This is a genomic window from Frankia sp. BMG5.60 (assembly GCF_059428125.1).
In genome coordinates this window covers 7,401,741-7,418,666 of record NZ_CM182091.1, presented here as the reverse complement: position 1 = coordinate 7,418,666, position 16,926 = coordinate 7,401,741, and the positions used below count along the sequence as shown (strand labels likewise).

At 73.4% G+C, this 16,926-nt stretch carries 12 protein-coding genes and 3 pseudogenes; 7 read left to right on the top strand and 8 right to left on the bottom strand.

The window, feature by feature from the left end; all coding sequences use genetic code 11:
- The first annotated feature begins 67 nt into the window (after positions 1–67).
- From AC5R91_RS30405 to AC5R91_RS30395, 3 genes are read left to right on the top strand one after another with little or no spacing between them, the layout of a single operon-like run.
- Complete coding sequence (locus AC5R91_RS30405; RefSeq protein WP_495394719.1) at positions 68–709, top strand: PadR family transcriptional regulator; 642 nt, start codon at positions 68–70, stop codon at positions 707–709.
- Positions 706–1,611, top strand: a complete 906-nt coding sequence (locus AC5R91_RS30400) for an ABC transporter ATP-binding protein (RefSeq protein WP_495394718.1) — start codon at positions 706–708, stop codon at positions 1,609–1,611. Before AC5R91_RS30405 ends, AC5R91_RS30400 begins: the two co-directional genes overlap by 4 nt.
- Complete coding sequence (locus AC5R91_RS30395) at positions 1,608–4,439, top strand: FtsX-like permease family protein (RefSeq protein WP_495394717.1); 2,832 nt, start codon at positions 1,608–1,610, stop codon at positions 4,437–4,439. The genes AC5R91_RS30400 and AC5R91_RS30395 overlap by 4 nt, the downstream gene beginning before the upstream one ends.
- A 59-nt stretch (positions 4,440–4,498) precedes the next feature.
- On the opposite strand, the gene AC5R91_RS30390 is transcribed toward AC5R91_RS30395, so the two are convergent.
- The gene (locus tag AC5R91_RS30390; RefSeq protein ID WP_495394716.1) at positions 4,499–5,275 is read right to left on the bottom strand and encodes a TylF/MycF/NovP-related O-methyltransferase; all 777 of its coding nucleotides are present in this window, start codon (positions 5,273–5,275) and stop codon (positions 4,499–4,501) included.
- A 439-nt stretch (positions 5,276–5,714) separates the two neighbouring features.
- Between AC5R91_RS30390 and AC5R91_RS30385 the strand changes: the two genes are divergently transcribed.
- Complete coding sequence (locus AC5R91_RS30385; RefSeq protein ID WP_495394715.1) at positions 5,715–6,419, top strand: methyltransferase domain-containing protein; 705 nt, start codon at positions 5,715–5,717, stop codon at positions 6,417–6,419.
- Positions 6,420–6,599: 180 nt separating this feature from the next.
- Here AC5R91_RS30385 and AC5R91_RS30380 read toward each other — a convergent pair whose 3' ends face one another.
- Positions 6,600–7,340 (bottom strand): transposase, encoded by a 741-nt coding sequence (locus AC5R91_RS30380; RefSeq protein ID WP_495394714.1) that lies wholly within the window; start codon positions 7,338–7,340, stop codon positions 6,600–6,602.
- Positions 7,341–7,506: 166 nt separating this feature from the next.
- On the opposite strand from AC5R91_RS30380, the pseudogene AC5R91_RS30375 reads away from it, so the two are divergent.
- Both AC5R91_RS30375 and AC5R91_RS30370 read left to right on the top strand, forming a co-directional pair.
- Positions 7,507–8,391 (top strand): annotated as a pseudogene (locus AC5R91_RS30375) (IS256 family transposase); the annotation flags it as partial.
- Positions 8,377–8,595, top strand: a pseudogene (locus AC5R91_RS30370) (transposase); the annotation flags it as partial. The pseudogenes AC5R91_RS30375 and AC5R91_RS30370, both read left to right, overlap by 15 nt.
- A gap of 33 nt (positions 8,596–8,628) precedes the next feature.
- Here AC5R91_RS30370 and AC5R91_RS30365 read toward each other — a convergent pair.
- From AC5R91_RS30365 to AC5R91_RS30345, 5 genes are all read right to left on the bottom strand, one after another.
- On the bottom strand, positions 8,629–9,474 hold the full coding sequence (locus tag AC5R91_RS30365) for an IS5 family transposase (RefSeq protein WP_495393875.1): 846 nt from the start codon (positions 9,472–9,474) through the stop codon (positions 8,629–8,631).
- A 325-nt stretch (positions 9,475–9,799) separates the two neighbouring features.
- Positions 9,800–10,810 carry a DUF4097 family beta strand repeat-containing protein gene (locus tag AC5R91_RS30360; RefSeq protein ID WP_495394713.1) on the bottom strand — a complete coding sequence of 337 codons (1,011 nt, stop codon included), beginning with the start codon at positions 10,808–10,810 and terminating at the stop codon, positions 9,800–9,802.
- Entirely contained in the window at positions 10,803–11,516 is a 714-nt protein-coding gene (locus AC5R91_RS30355) for a response regulator transcription factor (protein ID WP_495394712.1), read from the bottom strand. The genes AC5R91_RS30360 and AC5R91_RS30355 overlap by 8 nt, the downstream gene beginning before the upstream one ends.
- Entirely contained in the window at positions 11,504–12,847 is a 1,344-nt protein-coding gene (locus AC5R91_RS30350) for a sensor histidine kinase (RefSeq protein WP_495394711.1), read from the bottom strand. Before AC5R91_RS30350 ends, AC5R91_RS30355 begins: the two co-directional genes overlap by 13 nt.
- Positions 12,848–13,231: 384 nt before the next feature.
- Positions 13,232–13,657 carry a GNAT family N-acetyltransferase gene (locus AC5R91_RS30345; RefSeq protein WP_495394710.1) on the bottom strand — a complete coding sequence of 142 codons (426 nt, stop codon included), beginning with the start codon at positions 13,655–13,657 and terminating at the stop codon, positions 13,232–13,234.
- Positions 13,658–13,690: 33 nt separating this feature from the next.
- Between AC5R91_RS30345 and AC5R91_RS30340 the strand changes: the two genes are divergently transcribed.
- Complete coding sequence (locus AC5R91_RS30340) at positions 13,691–14,587, top strand: GNAT family N-acetyltransferase (RefSeq protein WP_495394709.1); 897 nt, start codon at positions 13,691–13,693, stop codon at positions 14,585–14,587.
- A gap of 51 nt (positions 14,588–14,638) precedes the next feature.
- Here the strand turns inward: AC5R91_RS30340 and AC5R91_RS30335 are convergent.
- A pseudogene (locus tag AC5R91_RS30335) lies at positions 14,639–16,915 on the bottom strand (S9 family peptidase); the annotation flags it as partial.
- Positions 16,916–16,926: the final 11 nt, after the last annotated feature.

The following is a 16,926-nucleotide window of genomic DNA, read 5'->3' as shown; positions in this document are numbered from 1 at the left end:
AGGGGCGGACCATACCGAGTATGTGAATACCAGGTATGCCGTACCCCGCAGGTACCTGGGAGGCGTGATGTCGATCCGACACGGGCTGCTGGCGTTGCTCGCCGAGCGCCCGATGTACGGCTACCAGCTCAGGGCGGAATTCGAGACACGCACGGGCTCGACCTGGCCGCTCAACATCGGGCAGGTCTACACCACGCTGCAGCGGCTCGAACGTGACGGGCTCGTCGAGCCGGCGGACACCGCCGGGAACGCCGATGACCAGACAGCCGTCTACCAGCTCACTGAGACCGGCCGCGCCGAGACCGAGAAATGGTGGTCGGCGCCGGTCACCCGCCACGCTCCGGCCCGAGACGAGCTGGCCATCAAACTCGCGCTCGCCGTCACGCTGCCCGGCGTCGACGTGCAGGCGGTCGTGCAGCGCCAGCGCACCGAGACGATGCGCGCGGTGCAGCAGTACACCAGGCTTAGCCGCCGGGCCGACGAGTCGAACGACACCGCCTGGCTGCTCGTGCTCGACAGCCTCGTGTTCGCCGCCGAGGCCGAGATCCGCTGGCTCGACCACGTCGAGGCCCGGCTCGAGCGGACGGCCCGCCGAGCTGCCCCCACCGACGCCAGCCCGAGCGGTGCTCCCGCGCCGGCCGCACCGACCACGGCGCTGTCCTCGCCAGGCCGCCCAGGCGCGGCCACGACCGAAAAGAGCGGACGATGACCTCGATCGCGCCCCCCCGCATGCCGGAGCCCGCGCCCCCCGGCGCGGCCCCTCCCACCTCGACCCCGGTACTGCGCATGCGCGGCGTGACCCGGGTCCACGGCGGTGGCGCGACCCAGGTCGTCGCGCTGCGCGGGCTGGACCTCGTCGTCTACCCCGGGGAGCTGGTCGCCGTGATGGGCCCGTCCGGCTCGGGCAAGTCCACCCTGCTGACGTTGGCGGGCGGGCTCGACATCGCGACGTCGGGCGAGGTGTTCGTCGACGGGACGGCGCTGGGACGGCTGTCCACCAAGGCGCTCGCGGCGCTGCGTCGACGCAGCCTCGGCTACGTCTTCCAGGATCTCAACCTCGTTCCGGCGCTGACCGCGGCCGAGAACGTCGCGCTCCCCCGGGAACTCGACGGCGTGGCCACGCGCAAGGCGCACAAGGAGGCCGTGGCCGCCCTGACCGAAGTGGGCGTGGCCGAGCTCGCCGACCGGTTTCCCGACCAGATGTCGGGCGGCCAGCAGCAGCGCGTCGCGATCGCCCGGGCGCTGGTGGGCCCCCGGCGGCTCGTGCTGGCGGACGAGCCGACCGGCGCGCTCGACTCGGCGACCAGCAGCGAGGTGATGCGGGTGCTCCGCGCCCGCTGCGACGCCGGCGCCGCCGGCCTCCTCGTCACCCACGAGGCGCGGCACGCCGGGTGGGCCGACCGGGTGGTGTTCCTGCGGGACGGCATAGTGGTCGACTCCACCGGCGAACCGTCGGCCCCCGAGTCCCTGCTCGACAGCACGTCGACCCGCCCGCACGGGAGCCGATCTGCCGACGGCCCACCGTTCGGCCCCGGACGGACCGACCCCGGACCGAGCGACGGGGACAGCAGCGGCGACAGCGGGAGCACACCGGGCGGAGCCGAGCGGTGACGAAGCTTGGATTCCCCGCCGGCCGGGCCGCCCTGCGGGTCGCCCGACGCGACGCGCTGCGCGCCAAGGGCCGCACGCTGCTGGTCGCCGTGATGATCGGGCTACCGGTCCTCATGGTCTCCGCCGTCGACGTCATCGCCCGATCGGCGGACGACGGCCCTTCGCAGCACGTCTGGCGCAAGCTCGGCACTCACCCCGAACTGCAGGCACGGTTCGCCGGCTGGAATTTCGGACTCCCCATGGCGCAGAGCCCCGACGCGGAGAACACCAGTCCGGTCGACCCCGACGCGAGCTGGCCGGCCCGTCTGCCCGACGTCGAGCAGGCGCGGGCCGACCTCGCCGCGGCGTTGCCGCCCGGGGACCGGCTCGCCACCGTGCGCGACGCCGACGACGCGCGGTTCCGGATCGACGACCCCGGCGCCCACGCCGGCACCCACCCCGGCAGCCGATTCGTTCGGGCGAACCTGCACCAGGCCGCCTGGACTGACCCCCGCCTCGCATGCCTGGTCACCATCACCTCGGGCCGACTGCCGGCAAAGGAGGGCGAGGTCACGGTGACGGCCTCGTTCGCCAGGCACTTCGGCGTCGGGGTCGGCGACACCATGCAGCTCGAGCTTCCGGGCCGTGCGGCCGCCGACTCTCCCACCGCCAGTGCCGACCCTCCCGCCGGCGGTGAGGGGCGCGTACGCGTCGTGGACGTGGTGGGAGTCGCCCGCCTCAACGAGGACCGCAACACCAGGGCGGTGCTCGGCACGCCGGGCCTGCTGCCGGCCACCGGCACCCCGGGCTACGGCGGCGACACGCTGTACGCGGTGGGTCCGAGCCCTGTCACCTGGAACGATGTGCTGCGCCTGAATCAGCTGGGTGCGGTCGTGGTGAGCCGGGCGGTGTTCGCCAATCCGCCCCGCGCAAGCGACGTGCCCGAGGTGCCGGGCAGTTCCGGCACCTCCACCGCTCTCGACGCGGCGGTCGCCGCCACGGCCGTCGGCCTGGTGTTGCTCGAGGTCGCGCTGCTGGCCGGGCCGGCGTTCGCGGTCGGTGCTCGGCGCAACATCCGGCATCTCGCTCTGGTGTCCGCCAGTGGGGGCAACCGCAGGCAGATCGGCAACATCGTGCTCGCAGGCGGCCTCGTCGTCGGTTTCGGGGCCTCCGTGGCCGCCGCCGGGCTCGGCGCCGGCGTCGGCGCGGCGGCCCTGCCCGTCCTCGAGCACTACGAACAAGGCGACTTCGCACACACCGACGTCCGGCTGCTCGACCTGTCACTCATCGTCCTCGTCGGGACGCTCACCGCCGTCGCGGCTGCCGTCGTGCCGGCCTGGCAGGCCAGCAAGGTCGACCTCGTCGCGGCGTTGGCCGGTCGACGAGGTCCGCTCGTCACCCCGAGGCGAGTTCCGGCGCTCGGCGTGGCCGCGGTCGCGGTGGGGGTTGGTCTGGCGGCGCTCGGCGCGGCCACCGCCGAACCGCTGCCGGTGCTTGCCGGTACCGCGGTCGTGACACTCGGCCTGATCGCGACCGCAGGATCGATCGTCGAGCTCATCGCCAGGGCCGCCAGGCGGCTGCCGGTCGCTCCCCGGGTGGCCCTGCGGGACGCGGCTCGCCAGCGTGGTCGCACCGCCCCCGCCGTCGGGGCAGTGGTGGCCGCGGTCTCGGGATCGGTGGCGATCTCGCTCTACGTCGCCGCGCTCGACAACCACGACCGGCTCACCTACCAGCCGTCGGCCGCCCCCGGGGGCGTGGTGCTCGACCTGACGCGGTGGGGACCGAACGGGCCGGAACAGCCGCATCCGGCGGCGCAGGCGGAGGCGTTGCTGCGCGCGAACCTGCCCGTGGACAGGGTCGCGCCGATCTACACCATCGGCAGTTCCGCAGACAGTTCGTCCTCCGCCTACCCCGACCCTCGCAGCGACCTCGTCTGCGACGCGACGTACGGCCCCGGCCTGGCCCCGTGGGACGCGTCGGTCGACGAACGGTGTGGCGAACGGGGGCTCATCCGGGTCCGCAACGACGTCGTGGTGGACGACGGCAGTGCGCTGGACGTCGCCAGCAACGGCGGCTACCCCGGTGTCCGGGCCGTCGTGGCGGCCGGCGTCGCCGCCGTGACGAACCCCCAGTACCTCCAGGCGGACGGGAACGTCGTCGTGAAGGTCAGTCCGCCCTACGATCCCGCGCAGTCCGGTGTCGGGGCGAGCGAACGGACGCTCGTCCTGCCCGCCAGGCTCGTCAGGCGCACCGGCGGTACCCCGATCGACATGGTCGTCGTGCCACCGGCGCTGGTACTGGCGCGGGGGTACGCGGTCATGCCCAACGCGGTGGTCGCCAGCACGACCCGGGTGCCCACGGCATCCGAGGCCAAGCGGGCGGACTCGGCACTGGCGGACGCCGGAATCGACAGCCGCCTCGTCGTCGAACGTGGCTACCAGAGCGCCTACGACATCGGGTTGGTGGCACTGGCGGTCGCGGGCGCCGTGATCACCCTCGGCGCCACCGGCATCGCGGTCGGACTCGCCGCGGCAGACGGTCGCGCCGACCTGGCGACGCTCGCCGCCGTCGGGGCAAGCCCGGGGGTACGCCGCCGGCTGGCCGCCAGCCAGGCCGCAGTGATCGCCGGCACCGGGGCGGTGATGGGGGTCGTAGCCGGCGGGGTGCCCGGCCTCGCGTTGATCTGGATGCAACGCCACGGCTCCGGGACGTTCGACCCGAGCTGGGAGTTCGTCCCACCCTGGCTGAGCCTGACCAGCATCGTCGTGCTCGTGCCGCTCGTGGCCGTGGCGTGCGGCTGGTTGTTCACCCGGTCACGGCTGCCCACCATCCGCCGCGTCACGCTCTGACCCATCGGCCCGCGGACCCGACTTGCTCGTCTACACCCGGCGGGCTGGTTCTGAGCCGGCTACCGGCCGGGGATCACGCCGACGGCGCCGCCCTCCGGGCCGAGCCGGTTGAGGAGGATGGGGATGCGGTGCGCGGCGACATACTCGTCGACGGCCTGCTGCGCACCCTTCCACCAGCCGTAGTCGTCGACGATGAGCACGCCGCTCGGGGTCGTGCGGGGGAAGAGGTGCTCCATCTCGTGCCGGGTGGATTCGTACCAGTCGGTGTCGAGGCGGAGCAGGGCGATGCGGTCGGGCACGTGCTGGGGGATGGTGTCCTCGACCTTCCCCTGGACGAAGTGGATCCGGTCGGCCGGATAGCCGATGCGGGCGACGTTCGCCCTGACCTGGTCGAGGGAGACGATGCACCAGGCGGAGTCGGCCTGTGCCGGGTCCGAACGGGCGAGCAGACCCGCGGCGGTCTGCCCGTCCGGGGCGATGTCGGCGTCGGTGGGCGGCGGCATGCCCTCGAAGGTGTCGAACAGGTAGAGGTCGCGGCTGGTGTCACCGAGCTGCAGCAGGGTGCGGGCCGCCGCCATCGTGGATCCGCCGGCCCACACCCCGCATTCGACCACGTCGCCCGGGATGTCGTTACGGACCAGGTACCGAACCGCCTGGATGAGGCCGAAGACCTTCGCCTGGTCGGTGAGGGTGTACGGGGCGCACTCGCGGATCGTGGCCAGTGCCTCGGCGTCCATGCCGGCGGGAACCTCCCAGCCGGGCCGGCGGACGAGGTCGAAGCCCGACCGCTGCACCACCCTGCGCAGATAGCCCTTCGCCTGGCCCCTGACGGCCATGTGCGTCTCCTCGATGAGCTCCGGTGGCGGCGGGCAGGACGAGCGCGGAGAGCATCCGGTCCGGGCCGCACAGCATCCGCCAAGACCCGCCACATGCTCCCACAGCCCGCACACAATCGACCCACAGTCCGCACCCAAGCCTCCAGCCGGCCTCCCGCCGGTCCCCCGCCAGTCACCCGGCGGCCACCAGAGGTCATGACCGGACGAGGCGGTAGCGACGGAATCGGGGAGATCATTTCTACGCGGGCACTCCGTAGACAGGCGTCCGGTCGGGGAAACCCTGTCACAACGAGTGAAGATTCCGTCGAACAGAGCACCGCCGCCCACTCGCATCCGCATATAGCCGTCTATGCCCCGTCTCGGGTCTCGGGTGATACCAATAGTTGCCGGCCGGACACGGCCGTGACGGGACCGCGCGGACGGGAGGAAGCGGATGGGCATGGCAGGGTTTGTCCGGCGCGGCAAGGCGGCCGCGCGGGCGACGGTGCAGGGGGCGAATCGGCAGAGGCACCCGGTGCGGTGGGGGAATCTGCGCCGGACCAGCCCGTTCTCCGCCTGGTACGGCAGCGAGCGGGGGCGACCAGTCGACCGGCACTACATCGACGGCTTCATGGCCGCCCACCGTGCGGACTACACCGGCAACCGGGTGATGGAGGTGAAGAACCCCCACTACAGCGCCCTCTACGGGGCGCCGGCCGAGCTGACGATCGTCGACATCGACGCGGACAATCCGGACCTCACCCTGCACGCGGACCTGAACAAGGTGGGGAGCCTTCCCCCGGGGGCCTACGACTGCGCGATCGTCACCCAGGTCCTCCAGTACGTCGACCCTCAGCCGGCGCTGGCGAACCTCTGGCAGTCCCTCGCCCCCGGCGGCGTCCTGCTGCTCACCGTCCCCGCTCTCGCCCGGCTCGATCCCCACGACCGGGATTCGGATCTGTACCGATGGACTCCTGCGGGGCTGCGCGCCGAACTCACCGCGGCTGGCCTGCCAGACGACGACGTACGCGGCCACGGCAACGTCCTGGCCGCCATCTGCGCGCTCCAGGGCCTGACCGTCGAGGACGTGACGGAGGCGGAGCTGGACGTCGTCGATCCGGACTTCCCTCTCACCGTGTCCGCCCGCGCGGTGAAACCGTCCTGATCGAACGTGCCTCAAGGCGGTGGAGCGAGGCAGCTGCGGATCCCGCACCGCCTTGCGGCCGGTATTCCTCCCCAGTGGCGTCGGCACCGGTTTCACCGGCCCACCGTCCGGGCCGAGTCCGTACGGCACGCTCACTCGGTCTCCCGTCTCGGCCTTCCCTGACCAGGCCGCCGGTAGGTGTCAAGTCAAATGAGACAGTTGGTCGTTGCTCGGCTGGCTCGGAACTGGCTGGTTGATCCACACGGTCTCGGGTAGCCGGGGTGGCCGTGGCCGGCGGGCGAACCGCTCGGGATGCGTGGCGTGGGCGCGGTCGAGGGTGGCCTGGCGGTGGGCCTGGACATCGTCGGCGGTGCCGAAGTGCACCGAAGCGGGCGTGTGAAACCCGATCCCGGAGTGGCGATGGTCGTGGTTGTAGGCCGTGAAGAACCCCTCACAGAACGCCCGGGCGTCGGCCAGCGACCCGAACCGGTCCGGGAAATCGTAGCTGTACTTGAGCGTCTTGAACTGCGCCTCGGAATAGGGATTGTCATTCGACGTTCGTGGCCGGGAATGCGACCGGTGGACGTTGAGATCGGCGAGGAGTTCGGATACCTGCTTCGAGACCATCGCCCCGCCACGGTCCGCGTGGATCGCCCGGGGCGCGGTACCGTTCCGCGCGATGGCGTCGGCGAGGAAATCCTTCGCGACCACGGCGTCCTCGCCGGCGGCGACGAGCCAGCCGGTCACATATCGGGAGTAGATATCGAGGATCACGTAGAGCTTGTACCAGACGCCTTTCGCGGGTCCTTTCAACGCGGTGATGTCCCACGACCAGATCTCGTCCGGGCCGGTCGCGGTCAGCTCCGGGCGGACCCGGGCCGGGTGGGTCGCCTGGGCGCGGCGTTCCCGGGTCTGCCCGGCCGCCCGGGCGATGCGGTACATCGTCGACAGCGAGCACCGGTACCGGCCGGCGTGGGCGCACTCATGAGGACTGTGTAAGCCGGAGGTGGACCAGGATCGATCTACCTTGATCGGGTAGGTCGGAAAGGGACACCGAATGACACAGAGCACGACGCTTCGGACAAAAGACGAAGCGGCGGCGAAGAGGATCGCCGAGGCTTTCGCGCCGGAGGCGATCGACACGTTGTTGAAGGACGCGAAAGCGACCGGAACACCGATCGACGGGGTCGATGGCCTGTTGAACCAGATGACGAAGGCTGTCCTCGAACGGGCCTTGCAGGTCGAGATGACGGACCATCTCGGCTACGAGGTGGGTGATCCGGCCGGTCAGGGCACGGGAAACTCCCGGAACGGGAAGTCCACGAAGACGGTGTCGACCCGGAACGGGCCGGTCGAGATCGAGGTACCGCGTGACCGGAACGGCTCCTTCGAACCGACGATCGTGCCGAAACGCGCCCGCCGTCTGGGGAATCTTGACGACACGATCCTGTCGTTGTACTCGCGGGGCATGACGACCCGCGACATCGAGGCGCACCTGCGTGAGGTGTACGGGGTCCAGGCGTCCCGGGAGCTGATTTCCAATGTCACCGAGGTCGTCGTCGACGAGATCAAGGCCTGGCAGTCCCGGCCCCTCGACGAGGTCTACCCGATCCTGTACGTCGATGGGATCCGGCTTCGGATCAAGGACAACGGGGTGGTCACGACCAAGGTCGCCTACCTGGCCGTGGGTGTCGACGTCGATGGCCGCAAGCACGCGCTGGGCTGCTGGATCAAGGACACCGAGGGCGCGAAGTTCTGGCAGAAGGTCCTGGCCGATCTCCGCAACCGCGGGGTGCGCGACGTGCTGATCGTGTGCTGCGACGGGCTGTCCGGCCTGCCCGACGCCGCGGTCGCGGTCTTCCCCGAGACCGTCGTGCAGACCTCATCTGTTGACATGGGTAGTGGCGGGACGGTCCCCGCTCCCCTGAGCCGACCCTGTCCTCCCAGGTTCAGCATTCGAACCGCGAAGCGAGCCGTCATGTCACGACCAACCCGCTATCCCCCACGGTTCCGCGCCCACGCCGTCGCCGCCGTCGCGCTCGTGCGGGCGCGGCACAGTTCGGAGTGGGCCGCGATCCAGGCCGTGGCCGCGAGTCTCACGATCAGCGCCGAGACCCTGCGCACCTGGGTACGCCAGACGACGTCGCCCGACAGCGCGACCGGCCCGGCGGACGCATGCCGGCACCAGGCCGAGATCCGCCGCCTGAGAGAGTGTTGGGTATCCGGGTGGCTACTCGTTGGTGAGGTCTTCGGTGAGGCGTCGAGCGGCTTCGGTCTCGATGGGACCGTGGGGCTCGACGTCCTCACCGGCGAGCCGGGCCGCCATGAGCCGGATCATCGCAACCTGGATCATGGCTTCGGCGTGCGCAGTCTTACGTTCGTAGTCGCGTGCCAAGCGTCTGCACCTGCCTAACCAGCCGAACGTTCGTTCCACCACCCACCGGCGGGGCAGCACCTGAAACCCTCGCACGTCGGCGTTACGCGGAACAGCGACGATCTCGATGTTCTCCTGCTCGGCCGCCCAGGCCACCAGAGAGGCATCGACGACGTTCACGTAGCCGCCGTCCACCCACACCAACCCGACCTGCGGGAACAGCTGGTGCAGACCGGTCAGTACCCGGCGGGCACCGGCCCGGTCCTGCACCGACGCGGAGTGCACGACCATCGTCAGCAGCAGCCCGCAGGTGTCGACCAGCAGGTGGCGTTTACGGCCGCGTACCCGCTTGCCCGCGTCGTAGCCGATCGCCTCACCGCCCTCGGCGGACTTCACCGACTGCGAGTCCAGCACCGCAGCCGACGGCTGCGGATCCCGCCCGTCGGCCAGACGGACCCGGTCGCGCAGGGTGTCGTGGACCCGCGCCCACGTCCCGTCCGCGGTCCAGTCCCGAAACCACCGGTAGGCCACGTCCCACGGCGCCAGGTCATGCGGCATCCGCCGCCACGAACAACCCGTTCCCAGCACGTACAGGATCGAGTCGATCACCAGGCGTCGGTCGTACTTCACCGGGGCACCGCCGCGGCGCGGGTCCCGCACAGGCAACAACGGTCCGATCACCGCCCACTGCCCGTCCGTCAACGACGTGTCGTAGGCAGCCTTACACGAACAGACACACACCGGTCCGATCGTGACCGGAAGATCCTCGCGGACACCCCACGACACGCCACCCCACCAGCACCATCACACTTCGAACATCCTCAGTTACCCAACACTCTCTGAGCCGGGAGAACGCCAGCCTGCGGCAGGCCCTCGACCTGCTGCGGGATGCCGAACGCTCCAACCTTCGACGCGGATCCGTGACAATGTCCCCGACCGGGACGCCGACTACAGCCTCGATCGCAGCGCCGACCGCGCCGGTGCCACCGGGACGGCGCACGCCCTCGACAGTGCGCAGGCGGGCCGGTCAGGACGCGTCACGGTAGATCACGGAGACGTCGCCGGAGTAGGTCGTGGCGCGCAGGCGGCGCGACGCCGCAGGGTCCCGCTGGATGTTGACCGTGCGGTCCCCGGAATCGGTGGTCACCTCGGCGGCGTAGCCCTCGCCGTCGACGGGCAGCAGCACCCGCACATCCCCGGACGAGCTGTGGACGTCGAGGTCGTTCGGGGCGAGGAGCTGGTCGACCCGCACGTCCCCGGACGACGTCGAGGCGTGCAGCCGGCCGGTGCGCGCCTCGCGGACCCGGATGTCACCCGAGCCGCTGACGACGTCGAGCTCGCCGCTGGGCCGGCTGACCGTCACGTCCCCGGCGGAGGTCCGCAGCCGCACCTCGCCGCCGAGGCCCTCCGCGGTGACATCGCCGGAGGACGTGTCCACGGCGACGGTCACCCCCGCTGGAAGCTCGAGGTCGTAGTCGGACGAGCAGTCCCAGGTCGTCCCGCAGCGGGTGGTGACGTACGCCGTGTCGCCGTCGACCCGGACGACGAGCTCGGGCACCTCGACGACGCCGGACATCCTGGCGACCAGCCTCACCCCGGCGTCCGCGCCGGCCCCGGCGTCCGCCCCGGTCTCGGTGGGCGTGCGGGTCCGGGTGGGCGTGCGGGTCCGGGTGGGCGTGCGGGTCCCGGTGGGCGTGCGGGTCCCGGTGGGCGTGCGGGTCCCGCCGGTGGGTGCGGCGTTCGGTCCGCGCAGGTGGACGTCGCCGCTCGGGGCGCGGACGACGACGCTGGTGACCGAGGCCGGAAGGGCATGACGCTCGACGCGCTGGCCGCGCCCGGAGGTGGCGCCGACGACGGCGAGCCCCCCGATCGCCGTGAGGACGACGGCCAGGACGCCGCCGAGCGCCAGAGCGAGCGCCCTGCCACCCCGCGGTGACGGGTCGGGCTCGAGCGTCGAGGCGGGCTGGAGTGTCGGGTCAGGCTCGAGCGTCGAGGCGGGTTCGAGTGTCGGGTCAGGCTCGAGTGTCGGGTCAGGCATGGCGGTGCCCCCTCCGGGCGCTGTGCGGCGCTGCGGGTGGGCGGCCGGCGCCGCCGTCGGCCGCGTCCAGGAAACGCAGCACCGCGAGGACGCGGCGGTGGTCGTCCGCGGCCACCGGAAGATCGAACTTGGCGAAGATGCTCGTGACGTGCTTCTCCACGGCCCGTTCGGTGACGACGAGCGCGGCGGCGACGGCCGCGTTCGAACGGCCCTCCGCCATCAGGCGCAGCACCTCGGTCTCCCGCCGGGTGAGGCGGTCCAGCGGGTCGCGGCGCCGCGAGCGGACGAGCAACTGCGCGACGACGTCGGGGTCGAGCACGGTGCCGCCGGCGGCGACCCGGGCCAGCGCCTCGTGGAGGTCCGCCACGTCGGAGACCCGGTCCTTGAGCAGGTAGCCGACGCCGCGGCTGGCCTGCCCGGTGATGAGGTCGACCGCGTAGCGCTCCTCGACGTACTGGGACAGCACGAGCACCCCCACGCCCGGCCACTGCCGGCGCAGGACCAGGGCGGCCCGCACGCCCTCGTCGGTGAACGTCGGGGGCAGGCGCACGTCGACGACGCAGACGTCCGGCGGGTCGGCCGCGACCGCCCGCAGCAGCGTCTCGGCGTCGCCGAGCGCGGCCGTCACCGTCATGCCGAGATCCTCAAGCAGCCTGGTCAGCCCCTCCCGCAGCAGCACCGAATCCTCGGCGATCATGATGCGCACGGCAGCTCCAGACGCACGGTCGTGCCCGCCCCGGGCGGGCTGGTCAGGCTGAACCTGCCGTCGACGGCACGCGCCCGGTCGCGCAGGCCGGTGAGCCCGCTGCCGCCGCTCTCCCGGGCACCGCCGCGGCCGTCGTCGGCGACCTCCACGGTCAGCCGCCCCCCGCCGCGGCGCACGACGACCCGGGCCTGGGAGGCCCGGGCGTGCCGGGCGATGTTGGTCAGCGCCTCGGCCACGAAGAAGTAGGCGACCGCCTCCGCGTCCGGATCACGCGGCCACCGCGGGCCATCTCTCCGCCATGCAGGGTCATCGCCCCGGCCTGCCGGGGAATCGCCGCGCCGCGCCGGGTCGAGGTCCACGTCCACGGTGACCGGGACCGGGCAGCGGGCCGCGAGCCCGGACAGCGCCGCGTCCAGCCCACGGTCGGTCAGCACCGACGGGTGGATGCCGCGGGCGAGGTCACGCAGCTCGACCAGGGCCCGTTTCGTCTCCGCGTGCGCCTCGGCGACCAGGCCGGCGGCGGCGTCCGGATCCTCGGCGAAGCGGGCCTGCGCCCGCCCGAGGGTCATCGCGACGGCGACGAGCCGCTGCTGGGCCCCGTCGTGCAGGTCGCGTTCGATCCGCCGCCGCTCGGCCGCCGCGGCGGCGACCATCCCCGCGCGGCTGGACTCCAGGTCCTCCACCCGCTGGGCGAGCAGCTCCTCGCCGCGCGGGGACAGCAGCCAGCGCGCCGCCAGGTAGTGCGCCGCCGTCAGCCCGCGGGCGAGCCAGGGGGCGGCGAGCAGCGCGGCGACCCCGAGGCCCTCGTGCAGGGCGACCGCGCCGCCGTAGCCGAGGGGCTGCCCGAAGATCCGGTCTCCTCCGGCGAGGGCGTACCCGTAGGCCGGGAAGAACAGGAAGGCCAGCCCGCCGCCCCAGGCGGCGAACAGCAGCCAGCCGCCGAACCAGCCGAACAGCGGCGCCACGACCAGCACGTACAGCGCGTTGAGCCAGCTTCCGCCGGCCCGCAGCCGCCGCAACTCGGCCCCGAACCGGCCGACGAGCCCCGACCGGCGGTCCGGGTCACGCGCGGGTGAACGCCGCAGCGGCAGCCGGCGGCCGAGCATCGCCTCGAACCGCCAGGCGTCGAACCGGGTCGACAGGCTCGCCACGACGAGGCTGAACCAGATCAGCGGCACCCCGACCAGGGCCAGCAGCAGCAGCGGCACGCCCAGCAGGATCGGGATGAGCACCGCGAGGAACACCGGCAGCGCGACGGCGCCGGTCAGGGCGACGAAGGCCGTGCCCGCCCACGCCGGCCCCGCGTACGTCCGCCGCAGCGCGGTCAGCACCCCCCGCCCCGACCCGGCTGACCACCCCGACCCGGCTGACCGCCTCGACCCGGTCGACCGTCCCGATCCGATCGACCGTCCCGATCCGGCCGGCCCGCCGAAGCGACCCGCGCCGTCAGTCGCCTGCACCGGACTCACCGCCACCCCCCTCGCACCGTCTCCGACCGACCCGGGCCGGACTGACCACGGCCGTGGTCCGTCCGACTGAGCCGACGGTAGATCGTCCGGCCACCACCGGGCGACGGAGCTGCCCGGTCAGTTCGCCGTGGGGCTACCCGTACCCACCCGTGTGGCCGGTGGGGCGATGCGATGCGGGTCCCCGCGCGACTCGACCTCGACCTCGACGATCATTGGCTCGCCCGGGCTTCGGACCTGCTCGTACACCTACACGCGGCGGGTCAGGTGGAAGGCGGAGATGGAGTAGCCGGCGCGCAGGGCGAGGCGGTGCGCCTCGTGGCGGTGGGTGTCGGCGTCGAGGTGGATGTGTTCGCAGCCGAGGCGGCGAGCCTCCCGCTCCGCCCAGGCGAGCAGTCGGGTGGCATGGCCCCGTCCGCGTGCGACGAGCAGGGTCGTGAGGTCGTCGACGGCCAGGTACCGCCCGGCGGCCAGCGAGTTCACCTGGCGGAAGCCGAGCGCGGCGGCGACCCGGCCGAGCTCGCCGTCCCAGGACGCGACGAGTCGGTACCCTTCGGGCCGCTGCACCTCGTTGACGAGCCGGACGAACCCCGTCGACGTCAGATGGGGACGCAACTGGCGCATGGGGTCGAATGCCAACCAGGTCCGCTCCGCCTCCAACTCCTCGATTTTCACGGGCCGTATTGTGTCAGTGTCATCAGGTGATGTGTGTGCCGAGGTCCGGCCGGAACCGGTGGAGTCCGTCACCGCGGCCCCGCCGCCGGTCCCGGCGGGCGGGACACGCCCGGCCGCCACGACCTGCGGGCCCGTCCGACGCGATCCCTCGCTGCCACGGAGACGCCCGGAAAACGATTCGCCGCCGCCCGCCGCGGCGGGCTACCCTGCTGCGGCCATCGGTCCGCCCGCCGCCGGTCGACGGCGGGCGGTTGCGGCCTGCGGCACGACGGTGACGCCCCGGTGACGCCGGCACGGGGTGGGAGCCGGAGCGGGGTCCGGGGCGGGGTGAGTGGCATGGAGGACAGCCGGGTGAGGGTGGACGGCGGCGGTCGATCGCCGGCCGGGATCGTCGCCGAGCCGGTGCTGCGCGGCCAGCGGCTGGTCCTGCGGCCGCTGACCGTGACCGGCATCGGCGCGCTGCGGGCCGGGCGGTGCGGCGAGCTGGAGGCGCTCACCGGCACCCGGATCACCGCCGGCATCCAGGCGCCGCCGCTGCTCGACGCCGCCCTCGGCCCGGTCCGCGGTCGGTCGCTGACCGAGTCGGCGGCCGCCGGCTGGTGGACATGGCTGGCCGTCGAACGGGCCACGGGCACGGCCGTCGCCTCACCCGGCCTCGGTGGCCCACCCGACGCCGACGGCTGCGTCACCTTCGGCCAGGCGACGTTCGCCGGGCACACGGGACGCGGCTACGCCATCGAGAGCGGCTGCCTGCTGCTGGACTGGGCCTTCCGCGAACCTCGGGTGCGCCGGGCGCTGATGACCCTGCCACCCCACGCCGGGGTGGCGCTCGCGGTCGCCGCCCGCCTGGGCTTCACGGCCATCGGCCGGGCCGAGGACGACGAGGTGGGAGAACTCGTCCTGCTCGAACGAACCTGCCGGACCACCTGAACCGTGCCCGGCGGGCGGGGCGGACGAGGCGGACGGGGCGCTGCGCGGCTGCGGCAGCCGCGGGGCGAGCAGGTGCGCGGCCAGCCAGTCGACGGCGGTCCGGACGAACCGGACCCGGTTGGCAAGCTCGACCACCTCGTGCCCCTCGCCGGGGAACAGCAGGTAGCGGCAGTCGACGCCACGGGCGGTGGCCGCGGCCACCGTCTGCTCGGCCTCGATCACCGGGACGTTGGTGTCGTTCTCGCCGTGGACGACGAGCAGCGGCGCCGCCAGCGCGCTCATCCGGTGCAGGGGCGACAGCGCCCGCAGCAGCGCGGGCTGCGTGACCGGATCGCCGTACTTGGTCACCGCGGAGGCCGCGATCCACGGCTCGGTGTGCTGGTAGAACGACTCCAGGTCGACCATGCCGCAGACGTCCACGCCGGCACGGAACAACTCCGGGAAGTGCACCAGGGCGGCCAGCGTCAGGTACCCGCCGTAGGAGCGCCCCGCGACCCCGATCCGCTCCGCGTCGGCCAGGCCGGTCTCGACGAGGTCCCGCACGCAGCTCGCCACGTCCTCGATGCCGTCGAACCGACGATGGGTGTGATCGGCCTCCTCGAAGGCCCGGCCGTACCCGGTGGAGCCGCGCACGTTCGGTGCGAACACGGCGATCCCGCGGGCGAGCAGCGCGTGGAACAGGGGGTTGAACGTCGGGCGTTCCTGAGCCTCGGGGCCGCCGTGCAGGTAGACCAGGGTCGGCAGCGGGCCCGGCGGCGCCGGCGGGCGGTACCACCAGCCGGCCAGCTCCCGGCCGTCGTGCGCGGTGAGGGTGTGCGGCACGGGGCGAACCAGCGCCACCGGCCGGGTGGGGGCGTGCGAGACCAGACATCGGTAGCGGGCGGAGTCGGGCGCGGGCTGGCCGGCGGCGGCCGGAACGGCCGGGGCAGCCAGATCGCAGGTCCACAGCTCCCCGGGGGCCGCGGCCCCGTCGAGGGCGAGGACCAGCTCCCGGCCGCCGGGGCGGGCCAGCAGGGCGGTGACGACGTCGCGGGGCGGCGCCGGCAGCGGCTGGCACCGGCCGCCCGGCAGGTCGACGAGCGTGAGCTCGCTACGTCCCGCCACGTTCCAGACGACGACCGCCCGCTCGCCGTCGCCTGCACCGGCACCGGCACCGGCACCGGCCGCAAGGTCGGCGTCGGCCGTCCCATGGTCGGCAGCCGTCTCAGGGTCGGCGGCCGCTGCGGGGTCGGGGTCGGGCCGGCCGAGCAGGGCGAACCGTTCCACGTCGGCGTCGGGACGCTCCGCGATCACCACGGTGGAGCCGGGGGTGTCCACGGGGACGTCGAGCAGGGCGGCCCGCTCCCGGCCGAGGTCGCTCACCAGCAGCACCCGACGCCCGCCCGCGGCGAAGCGGCCGGTGAGGACGGTCGCGGTGCCGCCGGGCAGCTCCCACGACGAGTGGGCCGCACCGCCGCCCGCCGGCGGAGTGAGCCGTACGTCGACGACGATCGCCCGGCGAACCCCGCGCGGCCCCTCCCGCAGCAGCAGCCGGTAGGCACCCGCCAGCGGGTCGCCCCCGCCGGCGCCGACGAGCCCGCCGGAGATCGTGTCTTGCCCGCTCGGGCCGCCCGCACCGGGGACCCCGGCGCCGTCGGAGCCGGCGACGTCCGAGCCGGCGACGTCCGAGCCGGCGACGTCCGAGCCGGCGACGTCCGAGCCGGTGTGGTCGAGGTCGACGAGGTCGCAGACCTGCAGCGCGACGCCCTCGGCGAGCCTGGCCCGCCTGCCGTCGAGACCGACCAGCACGGCGGCGGTGCGCCCGGCCCGGTCGGCCCGGTCGGATTCGGTGACGACGAGGGCGCGTCCGTCGGCGGTCCAGCGGGCCGGCACCGCAGCGCGGCCGTCCCCACCGGCCAGGCGACGCGGGCCGCCGCCGTCGGCGGCGACGACGCGAACCTCGGTGAGCTCCCCGCCGCCGGGCGCCACGTGCACGGCGATCAGGTCGCCCGCCGGCGACCACAGTGCGGCGCGGACATGTCCGAGGCCGGTGTCCACGCGACGTCGCCGGCCACCGGCGTCCCGGATCCACAGCGCGGGCCCGGCCGGCCCGTCCGCGACGTAGGCGAGCCGGCCGTCGGAGGCGAGGGCGGGCGCCCGCACCCCCTCGGCCGCCACCCACTCCCGCGCCAGATCCGACGCCCGCGCCAGATCCGACGCCCCGGCCCGACCGGCATGCCCCGGTCCGGGGAAGCGGATCACGTTCCCCCGGGCCATGCCACTGCCCGGAGCCACGTCGCCATCCAGGGTCCCGTCGCCGCCCACGGGCACGCCGCCGCCCAGGGCCATGGCACCGCCTA

Excerpts from the sequence above, each read along its gene's own strand:
- AC5R91_RS30400 (WP_495394718.1), top strand. The coding sequence starts at position 706 with ATGACCTCGATCGCGCCCCCCCGCATGCCGGAGCCCGCGCCCCCCGGC.
- AC5R91_RS30385 (WP_495394715.1), top strand. The coding sequence starts at position 5,715 with ATGGCAGGGTTTGTCCGGCGCGGCAAGGCGGCCGCGCGGGCGACGGTG.
- AC5R91_RS30390 (WP_495394716.1), bottom strand. The coding sequence starts at position 5,275 with ATGGCCGTCAGGGGCCAGGCGAAGGGCTATCTGCGCAGGGTGGTGCAG.
- AC5R91_RS30360 (WP_495394713.1), bottom strand. The coding sequence starts at position 10,810 with ATGCCTGACCCGACACTCGAGCCTGACCCGACACTCGAACCCGCCTCG.
- AC5R91_RS30405 (WP_495394719.1), top strand. The coding sequence starts at position 68 with ATGTCGATCCGACACGGGCTGCTGGCGTTGCTCGCCGAGCGCCCGATG.
- AC5R91_RS30380 (WP_495394714.1), bottom strand. The coding sequence starts at position 7,340 with ATGTACCGCATCGCCCGGGCGGCCGGGCAGACCCGGGAACGCCGCGCC.